Origin of the sequence: Gallibacterium genomosp. 2 (assembly GCF_000771895.1) — a bacterium.
In the GTDB taxonomy this organism is placed as follows: Bacteria; Pseudomonadota; Gammaproteobacteria; order Enterobacterales; family Pasteurellaceae; genus Gallibacterium.
In genome coordinates, this window is sequence record NZ_JPXY01000042.1 from 1 (window position 1) to 25,445 (window position 25,445).

30 protein-coding genes are annotated in these 25,445 nt (G+C 38.7%); 7 read left to right on the forward strand and 23 right to left on the reverse strand.

The window, feature by feature from the left end; translation table 11 throughout:
* The 4 genes from ftsY to corA all read left to right on the forward strand — a co-directional run.
* A partial coding sequence (gene ftsY / locus P375_RS08735; RefSeq protein ID WP_039136174.1) for a signal recognition particle-docking protein FtsY occupies positions 1–973 on the forward strand: 973 nt, incomplete at its 5' end.
* A 9-nt stretch (positions 974–982) separates the two neighbouring features.
* The gene (gene ftsE, locus P375_RS08740) at positions 983–1,648 is read left to right on the forward strand and encodes a cell division ATP-binding protein FtsE (protein WP_013745987.1); all 666 of its coding nucleotides are present in this window, start codon (positions 983–985) and stop codon (positions 1,646–1,648) included.
* 10 nt (positions 1,649–1,658) lie between these two features.
* On the forward strand, positions 1,659–2,594 hold the full coding sequence (gene ftsX, locus P375_RS08745; RefSeq protein ID WP_039136176.1) for a permease-like cell division protein FtsX: 936 nt from the start codon (positions 1,659–1,661) through the stop codon (positions 2,592–2,594).
* Between the two features lie 303 nt (positions 2,595–2,897).
* The gene (corA, locus tag P375_RS08750; protein WP_039136178.1) at positions 2,898–3,845 is read left to right on the forward strand and encodes a magnesium/cobalt transporter CorA; all 948 of its coding nucleotides are present in this window, start codon (positions 2,898–2,900) and stop codon (positions 3,843–3,845) included.
* Between the two features lie 30 nt (positions 3,846–3,875).
* On the opposite strand, the gene napF is transcribed toward corA, so the two are convergent.
* The 23 genes from napF to ftsB form a co-directional block, all read right to left on the reverse strand.
* A complete protein-coding gene (gene napF / locus P375_RS08755; RefSeq protein WP_245176446.1) occupies positions 3,876–4,445 on the reverse strand; it encodes a ferredoxin-type protein NapF in 570 nt (189 codons plus the stop codon).
* Entirely contained in the window at positions 4,412–5,020 is a 609-nt protein-coding gene (gene dmsD, locus P375_RS08760) for a Tat proofreading chaperone DmsD (protein ID WP_052121821.1), read from the reverse strand. Before dmsD ends, napF begins: the two co-directional genes overlap by 34 nt.
* Before the next feature lie 339 nt (positions 5,021–5,359).
* The gene (locus tag P375_RS12640; RefSeq protein WP_209434816.1) at positions 5,360–5,701 is read right to left on the reverse strand and encodes an acid phosphatase; all 342 of its coding nucleotides are present in this window, start codon (positions 5,699–5,701) and stop codon (positions 5,360–5,362) included.
* On the reverse strand, positions 5,698–6,096 hold the full coding sequence (locus P375_RS12645; RefSeq protein WP_209434817.1) for a hypothetical protein: 399 nt from the start codon (positions 6,094–6,096) through the stop codon (positions 5,698–5,700). Before P375_RS12645 ends, P375_RS12640 begins: the two co-directional genes overlap by 4 nt.
* 301 nt (positions 6,097–6,397) lie before the next feature.
* Complete coding sequence (locus tag P375_RS08770; RefSeq protein WP_039136180.1) at positions 6,398–6,823, reverse strand: F0F1 ATP synthase subunit epsilon; 426 nt, start codon at positions 6,821–6,823, stop codon at positions 6,398–6,400.
* A gap of 37 nt (positions 6,824–6,860) precedes the next feature.
* Positions 6,861–8,234: a F0F1 ATP synthase subunit beta gene (atpD, locus tag P375_RS08775; RefSeq protein ID WP_013745997.1), complete on the reverse strand. Its 1,374-nt coding sequence runs from the start codon at positions 8,232–8,234 to the stop codon at positions 6,861–6,863.
* A gap of 20 nt (positions 8,235–8,254) precedes the next feature.
* The gene (gene atpG / locus P375_RS08780; protein ID WP_039136182.1) at positions 8,255–9,130 is read right to left on the reverse strand and encodes a F0F1 ATP synthase subunit gamma; all 876 of its coding nucleotides are present in this window, start codon (positions 9,128–9,130) and stop codon (positions 8,255–8,257) included.
* Between the two features lie 26 nt (positions 9,131–9,156).
* Complete coding sequence (atpA, locus tag P375_RS08785; RefSeq protein WP_039136184.1) at positions 9,157–10,698, reverse strand: F0F1 ATP synthase subunit alpha; 1,542 nt, start codon at positions 10,696–10,698, stop codon at positions 9,157–9,159.
* A gap of 12 nt (positions 10,699–10,710) precedes the next feature.
* Positions 10,711–11,244: a F0F1 ATP synthase subunit delta gene (gene atpH, locus P375_RS08790; RefSeq protein WP_039136186.1), complete on the reverse strand. Its 534-nt coding sequence runs from the start codon at positions 11,242–11,244 to the stop codon at positions 10,711–10,713.
* Positions 11,245–11,256: 12 nt separating this feature from the next.
* The gene (atpF, locus tag P375_RS08795) at positions 11,257–11,727 is read right to left on the reverse strand and encodes a F0F1 ATP synthase subunit B (protein WP_013746001.1); all 471 of its coding nucleotides are present in this window, start codon (positions 11,725–11,727) and stop codon (positions 11,257–11,259) included.
* Positions 11,728–11,785: 58 nt separating this feature from the next.
* Positions 11,786–12,040 (reverse strand): F0F1 ATP synthase subunit C, encoded by a 255-nt coding sequence (atpE, locus tag P375_RS08800; protein WP_013746002.1) that lies wholly within the window; start codon positions 12,038–12,040, stop codon positions 11,786–11,788.
* Positions 12,041–12,096: 56 nt separating this feature from the next.
* A complete protein-coding gene (atpB, locus tag P375_RS08805) occupies positions 12,097–12,906 on the reverse strand; it encodes a F0F1 ATP synthase subunit A (RefSeq protein ID WP_013746003.1) in 810 nt (269 codons plus the stop codon).
* Positions 12,907–12,932: 26 nt separating this feature from the next.
* Positions 12,933–13,328 (reverse strand): ATP synthase subunit I, encoded by a 396-nt coding sequence (locus P375_RS08810; protein ID WP_018345475.1) that lies wholly within the window; start codon positions 13,326–13,328, stop codon positions 12,933–12,935.
* 180 nt (positions 13,329–13,508) lie between these two features.
* A complete protein-coding gene (gene rsmG, locus P375_RS08815) occupies positions 13,509–14,132 on the reverse strand; it encodes a 16S rRNA (guanine(527)-N(7))-methyltransferase RsmG (RefSeq protein ID WP_039136188.1) in 624 nt (207 codons plus the stop codon).
* Between the two features lies 1 nt (position 14,133).
* On the reverse strand, positions 14,134–16,023 hold the full coding sequence (gene mnmG, locus P375_RS08820) for a tRNA uridine-5-carboxymethylaminomethyl(34) synthesis enzyme MnmG (protein WP_039136191.1): 1,890 nt from the start codon (positions 16,021–16,023) through the stop codon (positions 14,134–14,136).
* Positions 16,024–16,401: 378 nt separating this feature from the next.
* Positions 16,402–16,848: an FMN-binding protein MioC gene (gene mioC / locus P375_RS08825; RefSeq protein WP_039136193.1), complete on the reverse strand. Its 447-nt coding sequence runs from the start codon at positions 16,846–16,848 to the stop codon at positions 16,402–16,404.
* Between the two features lie 75 nt (positions 16,849–16,923).
* On the reverse strand, positions 16,924–18,111 hold the full coding sequence (gene nlpD / locus P375_RS08830) for a murein hydrolase activator NlpD (RefSeq protein ID WP_039136195.1): 1,188 nt from the start codon (positions 18,109–18,111) through the stop codon (positions 16,924–16,926).
* 22 nt (positions 18,112–18,133) lie between these two features.
* Positions 18,134–18,709, reverse strand: coding sequence for a YqaA family protein (locus tag P375_RS08835; protein WP_039136198.1), 576 nt, complete (start codon positions 18,707–18,709; stop codon positions 18,134–18,136).
* The gene (locus tag P375_RS08840; protein WP_039136199.1) at positions 18,706–19,329 is read right to left on the reverse strand and encodes a protein-L-isoaspartate(D-aspartate) O-methyltransferase; all 624 of its coding nucleotides are present in this window, start codon (positions 19,327–19,329) and stop codon (positions 18,706–18,708) included. Before P375_RS08840 ends, P375_RS08835 begins: the two co-directional genes overlap by 4 nt.
* A gap of 5 nt (positions 19,330–19,334) precedes the next feature.
* The gene (surE, locus tag P375_RS08845) at positions 19,335–20,075 is read right to left on the reverse strand and encodes a 5'/3'-nucleotidase SurE (protein WP_039136201.1); all 741 of its coding nucleotides are present in this window, start codon (positions 20,073–20,075) and stop codon (positions 19,335–19,337) included.
* A 41-nt stretch (positions 20,076–20,116) separates the two neighbouring features.
* Positions 20,117–20,602, reverse strand: coding sequence for a 2-C-methyl-D-erythritol 2,4-cyclodiphosphate synthase (ispF, locus tag P375_RS08850; RefSeq protein ID WP_039136203.1), 486 nt, complete (start codon positions 20,600–20,602; stop codon positions 20,117–20,119).
* Positions 20,599–21,294, reverse strand: coding sequence for a 2-C-methyl-D-erythritol 4-phosphate cytidylyltransferase (ispD, locus tag P375_RS08855; protein WP_039136205.1), 696 nt, complete (start codon positions 21,292–21,294; stop codon positions 20,599–20,601). Before ispD ends, ispF begins: the two co-directional genes overlap by 4 nt.
* A 14-nt stretch (positions 21,295–21,308) precedes the next feature.
* The gene (gene ftsB / locus P375_RS08860; RefSeq protein ID WP_039136207.1) at positions 21,309–21,587 is read right to left on the reverse strand and encodes a cell division protein FtsB; all 279 of its coding nucleotides are present in this window, start codon (positions 21,585–21,587) and stop codon (positions 21,309–21,311) included.
* 182 nt (positions 21,588–21,769) lie between these two features.
* Here ftsB and fmt point away from each other — a divergent pair, with 182 nt between their 5' ends.
* From fmt to trkA, 3 genes are read left to right on the forward strand one after another with little or no spacing between them, the layout of a single operon-like run.
* The gene (gene fmt / locus P375_RS08865; RefSeq protein ID WP_039136209.1) at positions 21,770–22,726 is read left to right on the forward strand and encodes a methionyl-tRNA formyltransferase; all 957 of its coding nucleotides are present in this window, start codon (positions 21,770–21,772) and stop codon (positions 22,724–22,726) included.
* Between the two features lie 10 nt (positions 22,727–22,736).
* Positions 22,737–24,059, forward strand: a complete 1,323-nt coding sequence (rsmB, locus tag P375_RS08870; RefSeq protein ID WP_039136211.1) for a 16S rRNA (cytosine(967)-C(5))-methyltransferase RsmB — start codon at positions 22,737–22,739, stop codon at positions 24,057–24,059.
* A 5-nt stretch (positions 24,060–24,064) separates the two neighbouring features.
* Positions 24,065–25,441 (forward strand): Trk system potassium transporter TrkA, encoded by a 1,377-nt coding sequence (trkA, locus tag P375_RS08875; protein ID WP_039136212.1) that lies wholly within the window; start codon positions 24,065–24,067, stop codon positions 25,439–25,441.
* Positions 25,442–25,445: the final 4 nt, after the last annotated feature.

A 25,445-nucleotide genomic window follows, 5' to 3' on the forward strand; every position in this document is an offset into this window, starting at 1 on the left:
GCCTGAGCCTGAGCCTACAAAAATTGAAACACAGGAAAAACCCACTAAACAAGGCTTTTTCAGCCGTTTAGTACAAGGCTTAGTGAAAACCAAACAAAATATCGGTGCCGGTTTTCGCTCTCTTTTTTCAGGTAAAAAAATTGATGATGATCTGTTTGAAGAATTAGAAGAACAGTTGTTAATTGCCGATATTGGCGTGCCAACCACTAATAAAATTATTAAAAATCTAACAGAACACGCCAGTCGTAAACAGTTAAAAGATGCGGAATTACTCTATCAACAATTAAAGGTCGAATTAGCAACTATTTTGAAACCGAATGAACAACCTTTGGTGCTAACCGATAAAAAACCTTTTGTTATTCTGATGGTCGGTGTAAACGGTGTAGGTAAAACCACAACCATTGGTAAATTAGCAAAACAGTTCCAGCAGCAAGGTAAATCCGTTATGTTAGCTGCCGGTGATACTTTCAGAGCAGCAGCTGTGGAACAGTTACAAGTTTGGGGTGAGCGGAATCATATTCCTGTTATCGCTCAAGCAACCGGTGCAGATTCCGCTTCAGTATTATTTGATGCAATGCAATCTGCAACTGCAAAAGGGGTGGATATTCTCATTGCCGACACCGCAGGTCGTTTACAAAATAAAAATAATCTAATGGATGAACTAAGAAAAATTGTGCGAGTGATGAAAAAATATGATGAAAATGCACCACACGAAATTATGCTGACATTAGATGCCGGCACCGGTCAAAACGCCATTAGTCAGATGAAATTATTTAATGAAGCAGTCGGCATTACAGGAATTACACTAACTAAATTGGACGGCACAGCAAAAGGCGGTGTCATTTTTGCACTAGCAGATCAATTTAATGTACCTATTCGTTATATTGGAGTAGGTGAAAAAATTGATGATTTACGCCCATTTAATAGCGAAGAGTTTATTGAAGCGCTGTTTATATCAGATAAAGAGGCTTAAGGAACAGTTATGATTCGGTTTTCAGATGTGAGTAAAGTTTATAGTGGCGGAAACAAACCCGCTTTACAAGGAATCAGTTTTCATTTACCTGTCGGCAGTATGACCTATATCACTGGGCATTCCGGTGCTGGGAAAAGCACTTTATTGAAGCTGATCCTTGGTATTGAACGTGCCAATGGCGGTAATATTTGGTTCAACAATCACGATATTACCCGTTTACCTGCATCTGAAATGCCTTATTTACGCCGCCAAATCGGAATGGTACATCAGGATTATCGTCTACTCACTAATTACACAGTGTTGGATAATGTCGGTTTACCACTAGTAATTAATGGAATGCACCCTAATGAAGTAAAAAGACGTGCTTCGGCGGCTCTAGATCGTGTAGGATTATTCCATCGTGCTGATTACTATCCGCAACAACTTTCTGGTGGTGAACAGCAACGAGTCGATATTGCACGAGCAATTGTTAATCGCCCACAACTTTTATTGGCAGATGAACCAACCGGAAATTTGGATAAAGAACTTTCATTAGATATTTTTCATCTTTTCGAACAATTGAACAGTATGGGCGTAACAGTGATTATTGCCACACACGATGTCAATATCATCACACAAAATCCAAAACCTACCATCGTATTAGAACAAGGACACTTAAAACAGTTTATTTGTTAATGGGATTATTATGAACCAACGTCATCTCAACGCTTCCATATTCTTGCAATTAAAAATTGTCTTCCAAATGGTATTTCGTGACTTATTAAAAAGAAAACTTGGTACTTTATTAACCGTTATTGTGATCGCCGTTTCATTAACTATTCCAGTAACGACTTATTTATTATGGAAAAATGTGGAATATACTATCGATAACTTCTATCCAGAATCAGAATTGGCAGTATATCTGAATAAGAATTTGAGTGAACAGGATACAGAACGCGTTGTTGAGTCACTCAGAGCACAACAAGGTGTCGATTCACTCAATTATATTTCTCGCCAAAAAAGCCTTGAAGATTTTCGTCAATGGTCAGGATTTAATGAAGAACTATCTCTTTTAGATGACAATCCTTTACCAGCTGTAGTGATGATAAAACCAACAAATGAATATAAAAGCAGCGATAAAATGATGGAATTACGCACAGAACTAGCGAAAGTCAAAGGCGTACAGGAAGTACGTTTAGATGACGGCTGGATAGAAAAATTAGGAGCAATCTCCTATTTAATCGCAAAAATTGCCACTATTTGCAGTTTTTTAATGAGCTTGGCAGTATTTTTAGTTATTGGAAATAGTGTACGTTCCGATGTTTATAGCAGCCGCACTAATATTGAAGTAATGAAACTGCTTGGGGCTACTAATCACTTCATTCTTCGACCATTTCTTTGCACCGGCATTATTTATGGTATGTTAGGCAGTATTCTAGCTACTATTTTCAGTTTTTTATTAATCAGCTATTTCTCTACTGCTGTAGGTTATGTTGCTGATATTTTTGCTATAAAAATTGCCTTAAATGGCTTAGCTATTTCAGAAATACTTCTTATGACTATTATCTGTTCTGCTATTGGCTATACAGCAGCCTGGATTTCAGCCAACAAACATATCAATGATTTTGAAAAGAAAAATTAATCTTTAAAGTAAAGAAAAATTAATCTTTAAAGTAAAGTCAAGTTTCATTAATAGTGAAACTTGACTATTTCATTTGACAAGAGTAACATTCCGCCCGATATTTTTTCTATGAGGACAAACACTTTGGACAGTCACAGTCGATACTGGTTTTACTATTACAACTAATATTTTCGCCTCATAGCCTCTTTTGCTTATCGGCGAAAAGTCGGTAAGTATCAAACTTCCCATTATTTTAAATAAACTGGAATCTTTTTTATTTTGTTCATTGCGTTGTTCAAAACCCAACTTAGGGAGTAAGAACAGATGATTGGAGCATTTGCCTTAGATGACGCACGTTTAGTGCGAATTGATGAAAACAGCGATGCATTAAATGATGCAATTTGGATTGATTTATTAGAACCAACAGCCGAAGAACGTGAGATGCTACAAAAAGGACTAGGTCAAAGCTTAGCTTCTTATCTTGAATTGGAAGACATTGAGGCATCCGCACGTTTCTTTGAAGATGAAGACGGATTACATTTACACTCTTTCTTTTATTGTGAAGATGAAGATGATTACGCCGATATAGCCACCGTTGCTTTTACCTTACGCGACGGACGTTTGTTCTCATTAAGAGACCGTGAATTGCCGGCTTTCCGTCTTTATCGTATGCGTTCCAGAACTCAACGTTTACTTGAATGCAATGCTTATGAATTACTGCTTGATTTATTTGAAACTAAAATTGAACAGTTGGCTGATGTTATAGAAACCGTTTATGCTGATTTAGAAAAATTAAGCCGTATTATTCTTGAAGGGAAACAAGGTGAAGCCTTTGATCAAGCACTATCTACTCTTACTGAACAAGAAGACGTAAGCTCAAAAGTGCGTTTATGTTTGATGGATACACAACGAGCATTAAGCTTCTTAGTGCGAAAAACTCGCTTACCAGCCAGCCAGTTAGAACAAGCTCGTGAAGTATTACGAGATATTGAATCACTACAACCTCACAACGAATCTTTATTCCAAAAAGTGAACTTCTTAATGCAGGCGGCAATGGGTTTTATGAATATCGAACAGAACAGAATTATGAAGATCTTCTCTGTGGCATCCTTGATTTTCCTACCGCCAACATTGGTTTCTTCCACTTACGGTATGAACTTTGCCAATATGCCGGAATTAACTTGGAAATTCGGATACCCATTCGCCTTAGTTTTAATGGCTCTCGCCGCCTTATTCCCATTCCTTTATTTCAAACGAAAAGGGTGGTTGTAAGAAAAATGCAGTATTCCGATACTGCATTTTTCATTCCATTAATGTCAAATCTATCGCACTCATAAAACAGCTGACTTTACATTCGCCGCAGCCATTACAGTGCGATAAATCAACCATAAGTTGTTTATTACTATCAAGTCGGATCGCTTTTGTCGAGCAGCTTTGTATACAACTATCACACGCTTGTCCCTGTTGTTGTAAACATTCCGTTAAGAAGTATGGTCTTAATTCAGTGTCTGCTTTGAATGCCGGATGTAATGCTTTTGTTGAACAAACCTGTGCACAGAGTCCACAAAAATCACAGGCAGTATAAGTTATCGCTAAAGTCGCTTTTTGTTGTTCAATTTGGATTAACCCATATGGGCAAACTTGCGCACATTTACCACAACCATCACAAAAAGCGGTAAACAGCGACTCTTTTGCAGCAAACGGTGGGCGATTTTGTAATCGCCGCAACGATTGTTGTTGCGGTGATTGTTTAAACAGACGAAAAAGCCCTCGTCTTGAAATATTATGATGTGACAAATATGCCGAATAATAACGTTCGTCTTTTGTTGTCATCATTGCTAAAAATAGAGTGGTAATTTTGGAACAGAGCATTTAATGTTCATCTGCCATAACGATAAAGTCTGTTCCGAAATTAATCCGATTCCACGATAAAAAGGCGATTCTGTTTGTTTAGTGAGTAATCTTAAATAACGCCACACCCAAGTAAACAGATACTTCGCTAAATATTCATCCAGAATTTTCGGATTACTGTTGGCGATATAACCTGCCATCATTAACATCAAGCCGACCTGATCCTCCGGTTCTTCAGTGCCAACATTACAGCAGATGTCATTTTTTAACATAAATTTGCGTAGATCTATTAAGGGTTTGCCGAAGATGACAGCCTCTTCATCCAAATAAACTGTACTCCAAGGCGGTGCCGGTAAAGCATTAGGCCCAATAAATTGCGCTTGGAATTGTTCCGGCAAATTATCACGTTGGCGTAACAACGCCACAATTTCATCCTCATTTTTGAGTGCTGGAAACCAATCTCCTTGCCAATCCATATGATCCAATGCATCTAGAATAGGCTTTAAAACAGAGTGTCTTGGTTCAAAATATAATAACATTCCCATCCAATAACCACTTGTTTTTACCCATTCTAAAAACTTTTCTCGTTCCATCATTGTGTCTCCCACAGAAAGGAACTACGCCTAAATCATTAGGCATAGCCATCATTAACATCAAACTGCCATACCTCCTGTCATATGCAGTCCATATAAAATGATGCGACCTAACACTTCTCCACTGAATACCAATAATACCGCGAATAGTAATCCGGCTCTATGATTACTTTTACAAAATAAACTTATTTTATATGACCCTTAGGAGATGCTATTATATGGAGTGTTTTCTGCTCCAAGATAAAAAAGATAATATATATCAACTAATTATAATTAATGAAAATTATTGCCAACAAAAAACCGGCTATATCGCTATAGCCGGTTGCCATCGCTATTCAAAAATTATTTGTTAGAAAGTTTATTAAATTCCTGTTTTGCTTTTTCTAACTGTTGTAGAAATGCTGGTTTAGTATGCAATGTTGCTACTACTGCACTCGCCACCACTCTTGCTGCATCAACATCACTCTGCCAGTGATAACCACAAATCACTCTGCTTTGTCCCATTTCATAACCACGTTCCATAATTTCACTTTGACGAGCCGGATTAATTTCAGTTAAAACTAAAGCAGTTGCCCAACCGATAGCAGTATGACCGGAAGGATAAGAACCGTTTGTTGATAAGGTTTTCTCATCATCAGGTCGGCAAGTGCCTTCTTTAAAGAAGGCAAACGGACGAATCCTCATATAGCCTTTCTTTGCTGCTCTTGTTGAGAGATCGCCGGCATCTTCTCTAAAATTTTGTAGTAATTTATAAATTTCAGGTTTTTTTGTTGAGAAATTTCTAAACCAAACGCTTCTGAAAATGCTTGTGGCACACCGTCAGCTGCGACATAGGCATCTTTATAAGCCTGTTTTCCCCTTTCTGTATTTCTTAGTAATTTTCCTTTCTCATATTGTGCTTTATCGTTTAAAAATTGAACACTGTCGACCGCAGGTGGCGGTGGTAAAAGTTTAAAGCTATCAATGACTTCGCTACTTTTGAGAAAGTACAAATCAGGCTTAGTAGTAACATCATTATCCTGTGCAAAAGAAAATGTGGATACTGAAAGAAGTAATGTAATTAATGAAAGTTTTTTCATTTTTTAATCCCCATAAATATAACAAACATATAATTTCACAGTGCAACACATAAAATATTGCCTATGAATCAGCTCGCTTTGGAAGAATTTTCTTTCTACCAAATCAAATACATTTCTCAACCATAAGTGGAAGATTTTATTCATCAATGTGATGTTAATAACATCATAAAACTCGCCCAATTTTATTCAATGGGAACGATACCAATTATTTTAAAAATGTTAACTGGATCACATTTTTAATGCCTTAAAAAAACAAAAAAACCGGCTATATCGCTATAACCGGCTTTTTCAATATTAAGAATTAGCGTTTATTTTTGACTAATTTTTCTGTGAGTTCATAAGCACGCAATTTCGCAAGCTCTCTGGAAAGTTTAGAAGCCATAAGCTCATAATTACCATCCTTATGTGCGCTGCGAATATTTTCTTCTGCACGGCGTTTCGCTGCAAGGATACGTTCTTTATCAAGCTCTTCTCCTCGAATCGCAGTGTCCGCCAATACAATCACATTTCCTGGTTGCACTTCAAGAAAGCCACCGGATACATAAATAACTTCTTCTTTACCTTCTTTCATCATTTTTACGATGCCAGGTTTAATCGAAGTTAATAACGGTGTATGCCCGGCGAGAATACCTAACTCACCTTCGCTCCCTGTAACCTGAATACTTTCAACAACACCTGAAAATATTTTTTCTTCCGCACTTACAACTGTTAAGTTAAACGTTGCCATTAGTTATCTCCTTAGCGATTGTTTGCCTTAGGAGCAATTACATTTTTTTCGCTTTTTCTAATACTTCATCGATAGAACCAACCATATAGAACGCTTGTTCAGGAATATGGTCATATTCTCCGTTTAAAATACCTTTAAAGCCGCGAATTGTTTCTTTTAATGGCACATATTTACCCGGTGAACCGGTAAATACTTCAGCAACGAAGAACGGCTGTGATAAGAAACGTTCAATTTTACGTGCACGAGCCACCACTAATTTATCTTCTTCAGACAATTCGTCCATACCAAGAATTGCGATAATATCTTTCAATTCTTTATAACGCTGTAAGATACCCTGTACGCCACGAGCAACATCATAATGTTCTTGTCCAACAACTTGCGGATCTAATTGACGTGAAGTTGAATCAAGCGGATCCACCGCAGGATAAATACCGAGTGAAGCGATTTGACGGCTTAATACGACAGTTGAATCCAAGTGAGCAAAAGTTGTTGCCGGAGATGGGTCAGTCAAGTCATCCGCCGGAACGTAAACCGCTTGTACGGAAGTGATTGATCCAGTTTTAGTTGAAGTAATACGTTCTTGTAAAACCCCCATTTCTTCCGCAAGAGTAGGTTGATAACCTACCGCTGATGGCATACGACCTAACAACGCAGAAACCTCTGTACCAGCAAGGGTATAACGATAAATATTATCCACGAAAAACAATACATCACGTCCTTCATCACGGAATTTTTCCGCCATAGTCAAACCGGTTAATGCAACACGTAAACGGTTACCTGGTGGTTCATTCATTTGTCCGTAAACAAGTGATACTTTATCTAAAACGTTGGATTCTTGCATTTCGTGATAGAAGTCATTACCTTCACGGGTACGTTCACCTACCCCTGCAAATACGGAATAACCTGAGTGTTCAATTGCGATATTACGGATAAGTTCCATCATATTAACAGTTTTACCTACACCCGCACCACCGAACAAACCAACTTTACCCCCTTTCGCAAATGGGCAAACCAAGTCGATAACTTTGATACCGGTTTCCAACAATTCTGTACTGTTTGCTTGTTCTTCATAACTTGGTGCAGCACGGTGAATTGACCAACGAGCTTTTTCGCCGATAGGACCACGTTCATCAATTGGCTCACCAAGTACATTCATAATACGACCTAATGTTTCTGTTCCGACCGGTACAGAAATTGGGCTGCCTGTATTAGTTACAGACAAGCCACGTTTTAATCCGTCTGAAGATCCCATTGCGATACAACGAACAACACCACCACCTAATTGTTGTTGCACTTCAAGCACAAGACCAGTTTCAACGTTTAATGCTTCATACACTTTTGGTACAGCATCTTGTGGAAACTCAACGTCAATGACGGCACCGATGATTTGTACAATTTTTCCAGTTGCCATTATCATTCCTCTAATCTACTTTAAATTGCAGCCGCACCAGCGACAATTTCATTTAATTCATTTGTAATACTTGCTTGACGAGCCTTATTATAGACAAGCTGTAAATCATTGATTAAATTACCAGCATTATCTGTTGCTGCTTTCATAGCAACCATTCTCGCCGCTTGTTCAGATGCTAAGTTTTCTACTACTGCTTGATAAACTTGAGATTCAATATATCGAATTAACAAATTATCAAGTAACACTTTTGGATCTGGCTCATAAATATAATCCCAAAGACCTGATTGAGAACCATCATTTTCTAGTGCTGGCAATGGAAGTAATCTTTCCAAAATTGGTTTTTGCAACATAGTATTAACAAATTTATTGTATACTAAATACACTGCATCAACTTCACCTTTTCGATAAGCTTCCACCATTGTATTTACGGTACCAATTAACTCTTCAACCGATGGTGTATCACTAACTCCTGAAGTTTGAGAAATAATTTCAGCAAAATTCATTGATTGAAAAAAATTAATAGCTTTAGATCCAATTAAACTCAATTGAACATTAACCCCTCGATCATTAAATGATTTAATTTCATTTAATACTCTCTTAAAAAGATTAATATTTAAACCGCCACACAATCCACGATCAGTTGAAACAATTATGTAACCAACATTTTTAATGTCTTCTGCTTTTTTCTCTTCTAAGAAAAGGTGTTTATATCCAATACTACCTTTTGATACATGGCTAATTACGTAACGTATTGTGTCAGAATACGGACGTGAAGAAGACATGCGTTCTTGCGTTTTACGCATTTTGGAGGCAGCAACCATTTCCATCGCCTTAGTAATTTTTTGTGTACTTTGTACACTAGCGATTTTGGTTCTTATCTCTTTCGCACCTGCCATTTCATCTCTCCGTTACGTTATGATAATTACCAAGCACCGTTTTTCTTAAATGAGTCTAAAATTGCTTTTAAAGTCTCTTTTACTGCATCATCATAATTACCGGTTTTGGTCAATTCTTGCATAAATTCCTCATAATTATTTTGAGCATATTCCAATAAAACAGATTCAAATGATCCAATACGGTCTAATTCAACATCATCTAAATAGCCAAATTCAACAGCAAACAAGACTAAAGATTGTTGTGCCACAGTCATTGGTGAATATTGCTTTTGTTTCAACAATTCAGTAACTTTCTGTCCGTGAGAAAGTTGTTTACGGGTTGCATCATCCAAGTCAGAGGCAAATTGTGCAAAAGCCGCCAATTCACGATATTGTGCTAATGCGGTACGAATACCACCTGACAATTTCTTCATTGCTTTGGTTTGTGCAGCACCACCAACACGAGAAACGGAAATACCTGGGTTAACCGCTGGACGAATACCAGAGTTAAATAAATTGGTTTCAAGAAAGATCTGACCATCGGTAATAGAAATTACGTTAGTCGGAACGAATGCTGAAACGTCACCCGCTTGAGTTTCAATAATAGGCAATGCAGTTAATGAGCCTGTTTTACCTTTAACTTCACCATTAGTAAAACGCTCTACGAATTCGGCATTAACGCGAGCCGCACGCTCTAATAAACGAGAGTGTAGATAGAAAACGTCACCAGGGAAGGCTTCACGTCCAGGTGGACGACGTAATAACAATGAAATTTGACGATATGCTACAGCTTGTTTTGATAAATCATCATAAACGATTAATGCATCTTCGCCACGGTTACGGAAATATTCTCCCATTGCACAACCAGCATATGGAGCAAGATATTGTAAAGCCGCTGATTCTGCCGCCGAAGCAACTACAACAATTGTATTATCTAACGCACCATATTCTTCTAATTTACGTACTACATTAGCAATTGTTGATGCTTTTTGTCCAATAGCGACATAAACACATTTGATACCTGAATCACGTTGGTTGATGATTGCGTCAATCGCCAATGCGGTTTTACCGGTTTGACGGTCACCGATAATTAACTCACGTTGACCACGACCGATTGGAATCATTGAGTCGACCGCTTTATAACCGGTTTGCACTGGCTGATCAACAGATTGACGATCAATAACACCCGGTGCAATCACTTCAACCGGAGAGAAACCATCATGTTCAATCTCACCTTTACCATCGATCGGCTGACCTAATGTATTAACCACACGACCTAATAAACCACGACCGACTGGCACTTCCAAAATACGTCCAGTACATTGTACTTCCATACCTTCAGCCAAGTCGGCATAAGGCCCCATTACTACCGCACCAACTGAATCTCTTTCCAAGTTCAGTGCAATAGCATAACGATTATCAGGTAATGCTATCATTTCCCCTTGCATTACTTCTGTTAAACCATGAATGCGGATAATTCCATCACTCACGGAAACGATTGTACCAGTATTGCGTGCTTCGCTAACGACTTCAAACTGGGCAATACGTTTTTTAATCAGTTCACTAATTTCTGTAGAATTTAGTTGCATCTTTTTTTCCTCTTACAATTGCAACTCATTAGCTAAACGAGCAATTTGACCACGACTACTTCCATCAATGACAAACTCATCGGTACGAATAACTGCTCCCGCAATTAAAGTACTGTCCACATTGCAATTTAATTTAACTTTACGAGCAAGCCTTTTTTCCATCGCAGCAATAATATTCTTTTGTTGCTTATCACTTAATGGAAAAGCGGAGGTAACATAAACTTCTGTGATTGACTTATAGTCATCCACATACTCTTTAAACTGTGCCAACACGGCCGGCAAAACTTGTAGACGGTTATTTTCAGCCATAATACGGATAAAGTTTTCACCGTATTTATCCAACTGATCACCGCAAATTTTAATCACTATATCGGCAATTTTATTTGCTGATAAATCGCTGACTAATAAATTTTGCATTCTATCATCAGTAACTACAGCTGCCGCAAAACCTAACATTGTTTGCCACTGAGCTAATTGATCGTGTTCAATCGCAAAATCAAAAGCCGCTTTCGCATAAGGACGAGCTACTGTAGTAAATTCTGACATAGCTTACCTTCCTTATAACTCAGCCACGAGTTTATCGATAATGTCGTTATTAGCGGCTTCATCGACATTGCGGGCAACAATTTTTTCAGCACCGGCTACCGCTAAAGAAGCCACTTTAGCTCGTAACTCTTCCTGAACACGTTTACGTTCAGCTTCAATTTGAGCATAACCTTGTTCTACGATTTTCGCTTTCAAAGTTTCTGCTTCATTTTGAACTTCAGCTAAAATTTCATTACGGCGACGATTCGCAGCATCAATAATAGATTGAGCCTGTGTTTTTGCCGCATTCACTTCTTTTTCAATCAGTGCCTGTGTATCCGCTTGTTCTTTTTTCGCTACTTCAGCCGCAGCCAACGCATTTGCAATTTGTGATTGACGCTCTTCGATAGCTTTAATAATCGGTGGCCAAACATATTTCACGCAAAACCATACAAAGATGATAAAAGCTATTGTTTGTCCAATTAATGTTGCGTTGATATTCACAACGGACCTCCTATTGAAGTTGGTTGATTTACTCTATTAAAGAGTAACCCGTTATGTATTAACCTAACAATGAAACGAATGGGTTTGCAAACGCAAAGTATAAACCGATACCTACTGCAATCATCGCAATCGCATCAAGCAAACCAGCAACGATAAACATTTTTGTCAATAAAGAGTTGGCTAACTCTGGTTGACGAGCAGCTGATTCCAAGTATTTACCACCTAAGATACCGAAACCAATAGCGGTACCTAAAGCAGCAAAAGCGAACATGATAGATGCAGCGATAATTGTTGCACTAATTACAGTTTCCATATTTTTCTCCAGTTTGGTTAAAGATAACAGCAAAATGCTGAGGTTAAAAAAATCAATTAATGTTCCGATTTATTGTAAGCAATACTTAAATAAACCACGGTAAGCATCATAAAGATAAATGCTTGTAATGTAACGACCAAAATGTGGAAGATTGCCCAAATAATCTGCAATGGAATACCCATTGTGGCAACAACCATATTGGCGGAATACATCACAGCAATCAAAATAAAGATCAATTCACCCGCATACATATTACCGAAAAGACGGAGTGATAAAGATACTGGTTTAGAAAGTAAGGTTACAGATTCAAGAATAAGGTTAACAGGAATCAATGCCCAATGATTAAACGGATGCATTGTATATTCTTTAACAAATCCGCTTACCCCTTTAGATTTTACGGTATAGAAAATAATCAGTACAAACACACCCAAAGCCAATGAGAAAGTGAGGTTCATATCGGTGGTTGGCACTGCACGTAAATGAATTTCATCATTGCCGGACAAAATAGCAGCCAGTTTCGGCAGATAATCGACCGGAATAAGGTCGATGGTATTCATCAAAAATACCCAAACAAAAATACTTAATGCTAACGGTGCAACAACATTACGGCTGCCGTGGAAGTTTTCGGTCACAACGCCGTTGATCCACTCAACCAAAATCTCAACCGCTGCTTGTAGTTTTGTTGGTTTACCGGTTGTTACTTTTTGTGCTACACGATAGAACAGATACAAAAAAGCAACACCGCAAATAATAGAAAATAAAAGAGTATCGAAATGGAATGACCAAAAACCCTCACCGGCTTTAAGGTTGCCTAAGTGGTGGTTAATATATTCCATAGAAGTAAGAGATGAACCTTCTGCAGACATATTTGTTCCTACTGATTGTTAAGATGCTAGTTTATTACCTTGTTACTGTTTCTTAAACGAAATAACAAGAGATTATTCAAGAAGATTACGCCCAAGTAACCACCGAATAATCCTAATGGCGACACTGTTTTGTCAAAGACAAACAACATCACGAAAAACAAAATAGTTATACAAATTTTAAAAATTTCAGCCTGATATAACACTTTAACCTTATTTATTTGCGCTGTTTTTAACCCTTTAAAAATCAGAAACCCAACAAACAGAATCTGTGGAATCCAACCAATCAAAGCACCAATTAAATAAGAAAAGGCGTAATTCGGCTTTAAAAAATATAATCCAATAAAAACGACAGCAATAATGATTGCCATCGTTAAAAATACTTTTTTATAGAGCGTTTTTGTATGATTGATCCAAAAAGACATCGTTTAGATTTTGCCCATAAAACACAAGGGATTACACCCGTTTACGCACTTCCCAATTATACGAGGACTATGATTTTATGCAATCGATTTAATACTATAAAAGTGTTACATAGTTAACATTTTTAATAAAAATTTTAACTTTTTGATTTCCTTTTTGCATAAAATCTCTTTTTGTTAAAATTATGCTACAATTTTTATTTTTACTAAATGCCTTTCTCCCACTAATTCTGGCACAGCTAACGTAACAACATCAATCACTTGAAAACGATTATTTAGCATTTTGACTTCTTCTGTTTGATATTGACCTTTTAACGCATAAAAAAAACCATTTTCATTCAGTAAATGCTGACACCATTGCGTCATATCAGATAAAGAAGCAAAAGCACGACTTAATACGCCATCAAACTTTTGCTCCGGTTGATACTCCTCAACACGACTTAAAACAGGTTCAACATTAGTCAGCTCCAATTCTCTCACTGCATTACGAATAAAACTGATGCGTTTACCTAAACTATCCAACAGATAGAACTTTTTATTCGGATTAGCAATCGCCAACGGTAAACCAGGCAATCCCGGCCCAGTACCAACATCAATAAAACGTCTTCCAACCAAATAAGGGCTTACCACTAAACTATCTAAAATATGTTTTATTAACATCTCTTGCGGATCACGCACTGAAGTAAGGTTATATGCCTTATTCCACTTATGCAAAAGCTCCACTAATTTCACTAATTGAGACTTTTGCTGATCGGTCAAGGAAATATCGGCAATTGACAATAATTGAGTCAGTTTTTCCAATAACATCTTACTCACCACGTTTCAACATTCCTTGCTTTTTCAAATAAACTAATAAAATTGAAATTGCTGCTGGGGTAATGCCGGAAATACGCGAAGCCTGTCCAATAGAAACAGGTCGATGCTGTTCTAATTTAGATCTCACTTCATTAGATAAGCCAACAACAGCGGAATAATCAAATTCAGAAGGAATTAAAGTATTTTCGTGGCGTTTATGTCGTTCTATCTCTTCTTTTTGATGCTCAATATAACCTTGATATTTAATCGAAATCTCAACCTGTTCCACTGCCTCTTTATCTTGCATTGCCGGTTGGAAAGGGGTTAATTGACATAATTTTTCATAATCTATCTCCGGACGGCGTAGCAGATCCTCTCCGTTTGCTTCACGTATTAACGGAGAATTCAACACAGAATTGACTTCATCCAAATATTCAGAACGAGGATGAATCCAAATTTGTCTTAAACGTTGACGTTCAAGCTCAATATTTTCTAATTTTTGATTAAATCTCGCCCAGCGCGCATCATCAACCAAACCAAGCTCACGTCCAATAGAAGTTAAACGCAAATCGGCATTATCTTCACGTAACAATAAACGATATTCCGCACGCGAAGTAAAGACACGATATGGTTCTTTCGTACCTAATGTGCAGAGATCATCAACCAATACACCGATATATGCTTGATCACGACGCGGATACCACGCCTCTTTGTCTTGTACGTGTAAACCGGCATTCAATCCCGCAAGAATACCTTGTGCTGCCGCTTCTTCATAACCTGTGGTACCATTGATCTGTCCAGCAAAGAACAAACCGTTGATCGCTTTCGTTTCTAAAGAAGGTTTCAGATCTCTCGGATCAAAGAAATCATATTCAATTGCATAACCAGGTTTAACAATTCGAGCATTTTCCAAACCCTGCATTGAGTTAACGATGCCCATTTGCACATCAAACGGTAGACTGGTAGAAATGCCGTTCGGATAGATCTCATTGCTGGTTAATCCTTCTGGTTCTAAAAAGATCTGATGTCCATTTCGATCACCGAACCGCATTACTTTGTCTTCTATCGAAGGGCAATACCGTGGACCAACACCTTCAATGATCCCTGTGTACATTGGACTACGATCTAAATTAGCACGAATAATATCGTGTGTTTTAAGATTAGTATGAGTAATGTAGCAAGGCACTTGTTGTGGATGTTCATCAACACTTCCCATATAGGAAAATACCGGCAAAATCTCATCACCGTGTTGCTGTTTTAGCACGGAAAAATCGATAGTTCTTGCATCAAGACGCGGTGGAGTACCAGTTTTTAATCTAGCTACGCGCAGATCAAGATCACGAAGACGTTCTGCTAAACGAACGGATGCAGGATCTCCGGCACGTCCACCTTCATAATGATCAAGACCAATGTGAATTTTACCTGCTAAGAAAGTACCTGCTGTTAATACCACTGCTTTAGCCTTAAATGTTAATCCCATTTTGGTATTAACACCGCTTACGTGACCATTTTCAATAAGAATATCAGTTACTTCTTGTTGAAAAAGATCTAAATTAGGCTGCCGTTCTAAAGCCGTTCTAACCGCCTGACGATATAAAACACGATCTGCCTGAGCTCTAGTTGCTCTTACAGCAGGTCCTTTACTACTATTTAATGTTCTGAACTGAATTCCTGCTTGGTCAGTAGCGTGAGCCATTAAACCGCCTAAAGCATCGATCTCTTTTACTAAATGTCCTTTACCGATCCCTCCGATTGCGGGATTACAGGACATTTGCCCTAAAGTATCTATATTATGTGTGATTAATAATGTTTTTAGACCCATTCTTGCTGGGGAGAGAGCTGCTTCTGTACCTGCGTGACCTCCACCGACAACAATGACATCATATTGATTTGGATAAAGCATAAAAAACCTAAAATTTGAAAATTAATTTGTGATAAGAAAATTTGATTATTTTAACTGAATTTTGAGGATCTGTTAAAATTTAATTTTTAAGATCACAATGAATGATCGCTAATAATAGAACAGATCTCTATATAGAGATCTTTTTATTATTGTTATTATTAGCAGCTTAGATCCTTGTGAGAAAGTTTGTTTTTCATAAGGATCTTAATGAGTTAAGATCCTTATGAAATTGTGAAGATCATTAGCGAAAGTGTGATCTTTTTTGTGGATAAAGTGCTTTTTTTTCCACAGGTGATCTAATTTATAAAATTATATTCAGCAATAAAACAGTTTATATAATGGAAATTCATCAGTTTATCCACAGGAGATCATAACAGATCAGGAAAGACGACTGAGTAAATTTGGTAGCCATTGCTCAGCTTCAGTTTCCGGATCAGCACAAACTGACATATCAATTCTCAGTGAAGGACAGATCTTTACAGCGTGACATTGAGTAAGCTCGGTTTCAACCCGATCTACTGCAAAACAGAAAGTGTCGTAATCACTGTTTCCTAAACCGACCACAGCAAAACGCAGATCGGAAAGATCTGGATTTTCTTCATTAATCTGTTCAAAAAGCGGTTGTAAATTATCGGGTAAATCACCAGTACCGTGTGTAGAAGTGACTATCAGCCAGTTTTTATCCTCGATCACTTGATTTAACTCATCAGGGCCGTGAAATAAATTGGTTTTGAAACCTTGTTGCTGTAAACAGTCTTCTAAATGTTCAGCTACATACTCCGCACCGCCTAAAGTACTGCCGCTGATAATTGTGATTTTTTTCATTAAAAAACTCCTTAAGGTTAGCGTCGCTATTTTTTTGCAATAAAAAACGGTATCTTTGCGATACCGTTTGTCATTTTAGTTTCTTGGTAGGTAATTGGTTGGGTTGACCGATTTGCCTTTATAACGAATCTCAAAGTGTAATTTAACACTATTGGTTCCGGAACTTCCCATTTTTGCGATCTGTTGCCCCGCTGTCACCTGTTGCTGATCTTTTACTAAGATCGATTCATTGTGGGCATAAGCACTGAGATAATCATCATTGTGTTTAATAATGATCAAGTTACCGTAGCCACGCAATGCATTGCCGGCATAAACAACACGTCCGGGTGCGGCAGCATAAACGGCTTGACCTCGAGAACCTCCAATGTCGATCCCTTTATTGCCGCCATCACTGTTGGAGAAGCCTTGAATAATATTGCCTTTTGTCGGCCAAATCCAAGTGATGTTACTGTTATTAACGGCAACAGGCTCAATATTACGTGGTGCTTGGTTAACGGTGTTAGTTGGCTGCGGTTCAACCGGAACGGTATTGACGGAATTGTTGCTGGTTGTCTGCATTGTACCAGCAGTAGATTTAATTGGACCAATTACTGTGCCGTCAGAGCCGTAAGCTGTACCGTTTGGACCCGGTGTGTAAGTGACGGCTGGTTGTGTCGGTGCGGTAGCAGCTGTTGTAGTTGATGCAGTAGTTGTGGTCGCCGTAATAGTTTCATTGCTTTCCGCCGCATTGTTACTAATACGTAATTTTTGACCGACACTTAATTTATAAGGTTCGGGAATATGGTTTAATGCTGCCAATTCACGCACATCCATACCGGAAATATAGGCAATTAAGAACATTGTATCGCCTTTACGTACAGTATAACTGTCGCCTTTATAGAAACCTTTATCTATTTTGCTATAGTCAGGTGCATTGGTTTGTGGATTGCGTGGAATAGTGAAATCTTGAGAAACAGCTTTTTTCGTAGCTGGTTTTGTTACCGGTTGAGGTGCTGGTGTTGGCGCTGAAACAGGTTGTGGTTGTTGATAAGTTGGTTGAGTTTGCACTGGCTGAGTTTGTGTTTGTGGTGCCGCCATCATATCGGAAGGCATTTGTTGTTGTTGTACCTGTGGTTCCCAGTTGGAATTTGCACTATTACCGACGGACTGCATAATTCCCGGTGTTAATGTACCATCAACATCTTCGACAGGAGCAGAATTATTACTGCTACAACCTGCAAGCACGGCAGCAACGACGGGGATAAGTAAAAAAGATTGTTTCATAAATATTCCTATTAAAATTTTGCTACTTTAAGAGAAAATAGGCACAGATTGCTAATACTACAACGCCCCAGCCAATGATTTCAATATAATTGCGTAATTGTGCGGCAAATCGTTCTCCGCCCCAAGCGGATAATTTTGCCACTAACATAAAACGAGCGGTGCGAGAAATAAATGCAGTTGCAACAAACGGCAAGAATGTCATTTGCATTACACCAGCACAAATGGTAAACACTTTATAGGGGATTGGTGAAAAACCGGCAACGAAAACCACTAAAATGCCCCATTTTTCAAACCAAGATACAGCGGTGTCCCAATGTGATTGATATCCCCAAAGAGAAATATAATCTTTAATAAAATCAAAAGCATAATAGCCAACAGCATAACCGATTATACCGCCGATAGTTGAAGCTAAACCACAATAAATAGCATAACGCAAAGCTTTTTGTGGTTTTGACATCGACATTGGCACCAACATCACATCTGGAGGAATAGGAAAAAAAATAGCTTCAATGAAGCTAACTAATAATAACCAATAAACGGCAAATTTATGTTTCGACCATTGCATTGTTTTGTCATACATTCGGCCAAACAGATTCATAAAGTATCTCCTTTTACTAACGGCACAAATTTAACTTTTTCAATATTTTCAATCTGATATTTATCATTAATACGCGTAATACGTTGCAAAACCTGTTGATCTTCTCCTACCGGCAAAACGAGTCGTCCGCCATTCGCCAACTGTTGTAATAATGCAGTTGGTATAGTTGACGGCGCAGCGGTAACGATAATCGCATTAAATGGTGCTTGTCCAGCTAAACCTTCCCAGCCATCGCCGTGTTTTAAGCGAATATTATGTAATTCTAATTTTTTAAAACGGTGCATTGCCTGCCACTGCAAGGATTTAATTCTTTCTACACTAAAGATCTGTTGTGCCAATTTGGCTAAAATTGCGGTTTGATAACCACTGCCGGTGCCGATTTCCAACACTTTATCGGTCGATTGTAATTGCAGCAGTGCTGTCATTTTTGCCACGATATAGGGTTGTGAAATGGTTTGCCCATCACCAATCGGCAATGGCATATCTTCGTAACTGTGTTGACGGAAGACCTCCTCAATAAAGAAAGGACGAGGAACTTCATAGATCGCTTGTAAAACTCGTTGATCGTGAATACCACGATGATAGAGTTCATTAACCAAACGTTGTTGTTCAACAGACATAATGATTATCCTAAATTAATCCACTCTTGTACTGCAGCTAGAGAATGATGAGCGGTCATATCTGTCTGTATTGGCGTAATAGAAACAAAACCATTGGCAACAGCGTGAAAATCAGTGCCTTCATCGGCATATTCCGGCAAACTGGACAGACCTAACCAGTAAATAGCTTCGCCACGTGGATCAATTTGTTTAATAATTTCTCCCTCACTGGCACGATAACCAAGTTTGGTCACTTTTGTGCCTTTTAATTGATCATAAGGCAGATCAGGGACATTGATATTTAAAATTTCACGACGACGCAATAGATGAGAGTGTAATTTCGGAATTAGATCACAAACCATTTTAGCGGCGGTGTCGTAATGTTGTCTGCCGTCAAGTGATACCGCAATAGCAGGTAAACCTAAATGGCGACCTTCAAAGGCGGCGGCAACCGTCCCCGAATAGAGAATATCATCGCCAAGATTGCAGCCAGCATTAATACCGGACACCACTAAATCGATTTTACCGGCAAGCAAATAATTCATCGCTAAATAAACGCAATCCGCAGGCGTGCCGTTAACACAATAGTCGCCATTATCAATTTGGCGTGGACGCAACGGTTCAACCAGAGTGAGTGCAGAAGACGCAGCACTTCGATTGCGATCAGGAGCAACAATAATAACATTGGCAAAAGTACGTAAATAGGAAGCTAAAGTTTGAATGCCTTCAGCGTGAAAGCCATCATCATTACTTAATAAAATATTCATCATATGCTCCTTTTTCTTTCTGAATATAAATGAGGAATAATCTAAAGAGTTTTGTGCAATAAAGCAACAGCTTCGCAAGCTATCCCTTCTCCGCGACCAGTAAAGCCCAATTTTTCGGTAGTGGTGGCTTTAACATTGACTTGAGCAATATTGCATTGCAAATCTTGAGCGATATTAGCTCGCATCTGATCGATATACGGTCGCATTTTCGGGGCTTGAGCAATAATGGTGACATCCACATTTCCGATATGGTAGCCAAGTTGTTGAATTTGGCGGAATGCTTCCTTTAATAATTCTCGACTATCCGCACCTTTATATGCCATATCGGTATCCGGGAACAGTTTGCCTATATCACCTAATGAGGCAGCTCCGAGCAAGGCATCTGTTAGTGCATGCAATGCAACATCACCATCTGAATGAGCTAATAAACTTTTGGCATAGGGAATTTTAACACCACCAAGGATGATAAAACCCTTGCCGTCATCAGTAAAGGCGTGAACATCAAAACCGTGACCGATTCTTATCATTGTTGCTCCTCTTTTTGTTGTTGCTGTAAATAAAATTCGGCTAATGCTAAATCTTCTGGACGGGTAATTTTAATATTATCGCTACGACCGGAAATTAATTGTGGATAATCACCTACTAATTCTAATGCAGAAGCCTCATCAGTAACGTTTAAACCTTGTTGATGAGCATATTGCAACGCTTGTTTTAAACGTTGTGCCGGGAAAAATTGTGGCGTTAATGCGTGCCATAAACGGGATCGATCTTCCGTTTTTTCAATCTGCTGTCGGTTTGGAAAAGCTTTTTTGATGGTGTCGACAACCGGTTTAGCCAGAATAGCTCCCTGAGGATTGGTGATCTCACATAATTTATCTAAATCCTGATGGGTAATGCAGGGTCTGGCAGCATCGTGTACCATCACCCAAACATCTTCATCAACAGTTTTTAAGGCATTTAATACTGACTGATCGCGACTGTCACCGCCAATTACCCATTTGATTTTTGGATGATTTTTTAACGGAAATTGGGAAATATAGGGATCTTCAGCGGCAACAGCGACAATAATTTTTTCAATTGCAATATAAGTGAGAAGTTTTTCCAATGTGTGTTGCAAAATGGTTTTGCCTAGCAAAGAGAGATACTGCTTTGGGCAGTTGCTTTGCATACGACTGCCAACACCGGCAGCAGGGACAATAGCAAATATTCGACGAATCATTAACGAATGCTCCTTTATTTTTCAGATTTTAAGATACGATAAAAAGTTTCATTCGGTTTGACCATTTCATAATTTCTGCGAGCACGTTCTTCAACCGCCGCAAAACCCTGTTTTAAATCTTGTGTTTCCGCTTTTGCTTCTTGGTTAATTTGGCTCTGTTTTTCATTGATGCTTTTCTGTTGACTGATTTCTGTTATTGTTTGTTTATAAGTTTTATAACCGGAATCACCGAACCAAAAGTTATAAATTGAAATTAATAATAATGAGAATAAAGCGATAGTTAATAAACGCATAAAACGAAAAAAGCTAGCGAAAATGAATAGTGCATAGTTTACCTTGAATTACATCACAATACGACATTTAATCTCGTAAACGAGAGGGATAGATAATTAACGATTTTATTTCATAAACCCCTAAGGTAAGATAACCAATTTATTTTAACGATAAAACAGAATTGATATTTAGGTGCAAATTGATGAAACCTTTAAAAATTATTTTTGCCGGCACGCCCGATTTTGCGGCAAAACATTTGCAGGCGTTATTAGACTCTCAACATCAGGTGATTGCGGTTTATACTCAGCCAGACAAACCGGCGGGACGAGGTAAAAAATTACAACCAAGTGCAGTTAAGCAGTTGGCATTGGCTCATAATCTATCTGTTTTTCAACCGAAATCACTACGTAAAGAAGAGGCTCAACAGCAATTAGCACAATTAAATGCTGATGTAATGGTAGTGGTAGCTTATGGGTTAATTTTACCGAAAGCAGTGTTGGAGATGCCTCGTTTAGGCTGTTTAAATGTTCACGGTTCATTGTTACCACGTTGGCGAGGAGCTGCACCGATTCAACGTGCTATTTGGGCAGGAGATGAGCAAACCGGTGTAACCATTATGCAGATGGATGAAGGTTTAGATACTGGTGATATGTTGTATAAAGTAAGTTGTGAAATCAGCAAGGATGAAACTTCCGCATCGTTATATCAAAAGTTAGCTACATTGGCACCAAAAGCATTAATTGAGGTGTTGGATCATTTAGATGAGGGCAAATATCCGCCACAAGCGCAACAAAATGAATTAAGCAATTATGCCGAAAAATTAAGTAAAGAAGAGGCAAAGTTGGATTGGTCATCATCAGCAGCACAACTTGAACGTTGTATTCGAGCTTTTAATCCGTGGCCGATTAGTTGGTTGGAAACAACGGATGCTCAAGGTAATAAACAAATATTGAAAGTTTATCAAGCCACTGTGTTGCCACATCAAAATCAAACAGCTGGCACTGTGTTGCAGGTAAATAAACAGGGAATACAGATTGCTACTGCTGATGGTGTATTGAATATTACACAATTACAGCCGGCAGGTAAGAAACCGATGACAGTGCAAGATTTCCTTAATGGACGCAGTGATTGGTTTGAAGTCGGAAAACAACTTGATTAAGTGAGTACAAATGAAATCTCAATTATCTAAAAAAATGCCGTTGCGAGCGGTGATGGCGGAAGTGATATTGCAAGTGTTGGATCAAGGAAAATCACTATCTTCATTATTACCGGAGGCACAACAACGTATTTCCCTACAGGATATGGGATTGTTGCAAGAAGTTTGTTTTGGCGTTTGTCGGGTATTGCCAAGACTGGAACGAATTATTGGTAAATTAGTGACTAAACCGTTAAAAGGAAAAACTCGCATTGTTCATTGTCTGTTATTAGTGGGGTTGTATCAGTTACTTTATACCCGTATTCCGGCACACGCCGCAGTCGATGAAGTAGTAAAAGCAACCAAAGTATTAAAAGTGGAGAGCTTTCGTGGCTTGGTCAATGGTGTAATGCGTCATTTTTTGCGAGAGCAAGAGTCGATTTTGGCGGTGATTGATAAACACTGGCAAACTTTGCATCCGGAATGGTTGGTGAATCTACTGAAATCTTATTATCCGCAAAATTGGCGACAGATTGTTGAAGAAAATAATCAAAAACCGCCGATGTGGTTACGCGTTAATCAACAACATTGCAGCACCGAACAGTATCAACAGTTATTGGCACAACAACACATCACCAGTGAAAGTGCGCAACCGTCGTCAGCTTTGCGTTTACAGAATGCCATTTCAGTGGAGCAGTTGCCTAATTTTGAACAGGGCTGGGTAAGCGTTCAGGATTGTCACGCACAATGGGCAGCATTGCTATTAGATGGGCAGAATAATGAAACGATATTGGATGCTTGTGCTGCACCAGGCGGAAAGACAACGCATATTTTAGAATTAGCACCACAAGCAGTAGTCACTGCTTTGGACGTTGATGTTGGTCGTTTGCAACGAGTTGAGCAGAATTTGCAACGCCTCAATCAGCACGCAAACGTGATTTGCGGTGATGCATCACAGCCGCAACAATGGTTGAATAATGATGAAAGGTTTGATCGTATTTTATTGGATGCACCTTGTTCGGCAACCGGTGTGATTCGCCGTCATCCGGATATCAAATGGTTGCGGCAGCCGAGCGATATAGAGCAGTTGGTTGCATTACAAAAACAGATTTTGGAGGCCTTATGGCAACGACTAAAAGTAAATGGTGTTTTACTTTATGCGACTTGTTCTATTTTGCCACAGGAAAATAGTGAGCAGATTCGGGTTTTTTTAGCAACACATTCCGATGCAAAATTAGTACCTGTTGATTTAGGAGAGCAGGGGATAGATACCGAATTTGGTTTTCAATGTTTTCCTCATCAACAAGGCGGAGATGGTTTCTTTTATGCCAAATTAGTGAAACAAGCTGAAAGGTAAGAAGGGTGAAAATTATCATATTGGGGGCCGGTCAGGTTGGCGGCACGTTAGCAGAGAATTTGGTTAGCGAAGATAACGAAATCACGTTAGTAGATAATGATATTGAACGATTGAATCGTTTGCAGGATAAGCACGATTTACGTGTCGTTCACGGTAATGCATCATCGCCACGTACTTTACGTGAAGCAGGGGCTACTGATGCAGATATGCTAGTAGCGGTTACCAGTTCGGATGAAGTAAATATGGTAGCTTGTCAGGTGGCTTATACACTATTTAAAGTTCCGACAAAAATTGCGCGTATCCGTAATGCTGAATATATTCGTGAAAAAGATAAACTGTTTAAGAATGAAGTTTTGCCTATCGATCATATTATTTCACCTGAACAGTTGGTAATTGATGATATTGCCCGTTTGGTGAATTACCCCGGAACATTACAAGTAGCCAATTTTGCTGACGGACTGATTAGTTTAGCCGTGGTGAAAGCTTATTACGGTGGACCTTTGGTTGGCTACTCCATTTCAATGTTACAGGAACATTTGCCACATATTGATGCACGTGTTGTATCTATTTGGCGTCAAGATAAAGTGATTCGACCGCAAGGTTCAACCATTATTGAAGCGGGCGATGAAGTGACTTTTATTTGTGCCAGTCAGCACATCCGTGCGGTGATGAGTGAATTGCAACGGTTAGAGAAAAATTATCGTCGCATAATGATTGTTGGCGGTGGTAATGTGGGGTCGGGTTTGGCAAGAACACTGGAAAATGATTACAGTGTTAAACTGGTTGAGCGTAATCAAAAGCGGGCAGAACTGTTGGCGGAGAGATTATCAAAAACCATTGTTTTTTGTGCCGATGCTTCTGATCAGGCGTTTCTGTTTGAAGAACACATTGAAAATATTGATGCATTTATTGCCTTAACCAGTGATGATGAAGCCAATATTATGGCATCACTGTTGGCAAAACGGTTGGGAACAAAAAAAGCGATTGCTTTAATCCAACGTATTGCTTATCTGCATTTGGTACAGGGCGGCACGATCGATATTGCCATTTCACCGCAACAGGCGACTGTTTCAGCATTATTGAGTTATGTTAGAAAAGGCGATATTGTGAATGTTACCGTATTAAGGCGTGGTGTGGCTGAAGTAATTGAAATTATTGCTCACGGTAATGTACAAACTTCACAAGTTATTGGACGTGAGTTGAAAAAAATCAAAATTCCGCAAGGCGTAATTATTGGGGCAGTTAGTCGTAACGGTGAAGTGCTAATTGCCAATGAGGAGTTGATGATTGAAGAAAATGATCACGTTATTTTGTTCTTGCAAGATAAAAAGTATATTGCCGAAGTGGAAAAATTATTCCAACCAAGTCCGTTCTTTATCTAAAAGG

What these genes read in the sequence shown, in the direction of transcription:
- ftsE (WP_013745987.1), top strand. Translation starts at nt 983, where the DNA reads ATGATTCGGTTTTCAGATGTGAGTAAAGTTTATAGTGGCGGAAACAAA.
- rsmG (WP_039136188.1), bottom strand. Translation starts at nt 14,132, where the DNA reads ATGTTATTGGAAAAACTGACTCAATTATTGTCAATTGCCGATATTTCC.
- atpG (WP_039136182.1), bottom strand. Translation starts at nt 9,130, where the DNA reads ATGGCAGGTGCGAAAGAGATAAGAACCAAAATCGCTAGTGTACAAAGT.
- atpB (WP_013746003.1), bottom strand. Translation starts at nt 12,906, where the DNA reads ATGTCTGCAGAAGGTTCATCTCTTACTTCTATGGAATATATTAACCAC.
- nlpD (WP_039136195.1), bottom strand. Translation starts at nt 18,111, where the DNA reads ATGAAACAATCTTTTTTACTTATCCCCGTCGTTGCTGCCGTGCTTGCA.
- corA (WP_039136178.1), top strand. Translation starts at nt 2,898, where the DNA reads ATGATTGGAGCATTTGCCTTAGATGACGCACGTTTAGTGCGAATTGAT.
- P375_RS08835 (WP_039136198.1), bottom strand. Translation starts at nt 18,709, where the DNA reads ATGAATCTGTTTGGCCGAATGTATGACAAAACAATGCAATGGTCGAAA.
- ispF (WP_039136203.1), bottom strand. Translation starts at nt 20,602, where the DNA reads ATGATAAGAATCGGTCACGGTTTTGATGTTCACGCCTTTACTGATGAC.
- P375_RS08810 (WP_018345475.1), bottom strand. Translation starts at nt 13,328, where the DNA reads ATGTCTTTTTGGATCAATCATACAAAAACGCTCTATAAAAAAGTATTT.
- ftsB (WP_039136207.1), bottom strand. Translation starts at nt 21,587, where the DNA reads ATGCGTTTATTAACTATCGCTTTATTCTCATTATTATTAATTTCAATT.
- P375_RS08840 (WP_039136199.1), bottom strand. Translation starts at nt 19,329, where the DNA reads ATGTCTGTTGAACAACAACGTTTGGTTAATGAACTCTATCATCGTGGT.
- P375_RS08770 (WP_039136180.1), bottom strand. Translation starts at nt 6,823, where the DNA reads ATGGCAACGTTTAACTTAACAGTTGTAAGTGCGGAAGAAAAAATATTT.
- atpD (WP_013745997.1), bottom strand. Translation starts at nt 8,234, where the DNA reads ATGGCAACTGGAAAAATTGTACAAATCATCGGTGCCGTCATTGACGTT.
- atpH (WP_039136186.1), bottom strand. Translation starts at nt 11,244, where the DNA reads ATGTCAGAATTTACTACAGTAGCTCGTCCTTATGCGAAAGCGGCTTTT.
- surE (WP_039136201.1), bottom strand. Translation starts at nt 20,075, where the DNA reads ATGAATATTTTATTAAGTAATGATGATGGCTTTCACGCTGAAGGCATT.
- mioC (WP_039136193.1), bottom strand. Translation starts at nt 16,848, where the DNA reads ATGAAAAAAATCACAATTATCAGCGGCAGTACTTTAGGCGGTGCGGAG.
- dmsD (WP_052121821.1), bottom strand. Translation starts at nt 5,020, where the DNA reads ATGATGGAACGAGAAAAGTTTTTAGAATGGGTAAAAACAAGTGGTTAT.
- ispD (WP_039136205.1), bottom strand. Translation starts at nt 21,294, where the DNA reads ATGATTCGTCGAATATTTGCTATTGTCCCTGCTGCCGGTGTTGGCAGT.
- mnmG (WP_039136191.1), bottom strand. Translation starts at nt 16,023, where the DNA reads ATGCTTTATCCAAATCAATATGATGTCATTGTTGTCGGTGGAGGTCAC.
- napF (WP_245176446.1), bottom strand. Translation starts at nt 4,445, where the DNA reads ATGCTCTGTTCCAAAATTACCACTCTATTTTTAGCAATGATGACAACA.
- atpA (WP_039136184.1), bottom strand. Translation starts at nt 10,698, where the DNA reads ATGCAACTAAATTCTACAGAAATTAGTGAACTGATTAAAAAACGTATT.
- P375_RS12640 (WP_209434816.1), bottom strand. Translation starts at nt 5,701, where the DNA reads ATGAGGATTCGTCCGTTTGCCTTCTTTAAAGAAGGCACTTGCCGACCT.
- P375_RS12645 (WP_209434817.1), bottom strand. Translation starts at nt 6,096, where the DNA reads ATGAAAAAACTTTCATTAATTACATTACTTCTTTCAGTATCCACATTT.
- ftsX (WP_039136176.1), top strand. Translation starts at nt 1,659, where the DNA reads ATGAACCAACGTCATCTCAACGCTTCCATATTCTTGCAATTAAAAATT.
- rsmB (WP_039136211.1), top strand. Translation starts at nt 22,737, where the DNA reads ATGAAATCTCAATTATCTAAAAAAATGCCGTTGCGAGCGGTGATGGCG.
- atpE (WP_013746002.1), bottom strand. Translation starts at nt 12,040, where the DNA reads ATGGAAACTGTAATTAGTGCAACAATTATCGCTGCATCTATCATGTTC.
- fmt (WP_039136209.1), top strand. Translation starts at nt 21,770, where the DNA reads ATGAAACCTTTAAAAATTATTTTTGCCGGCACGCCCGATTTTGCGGCA.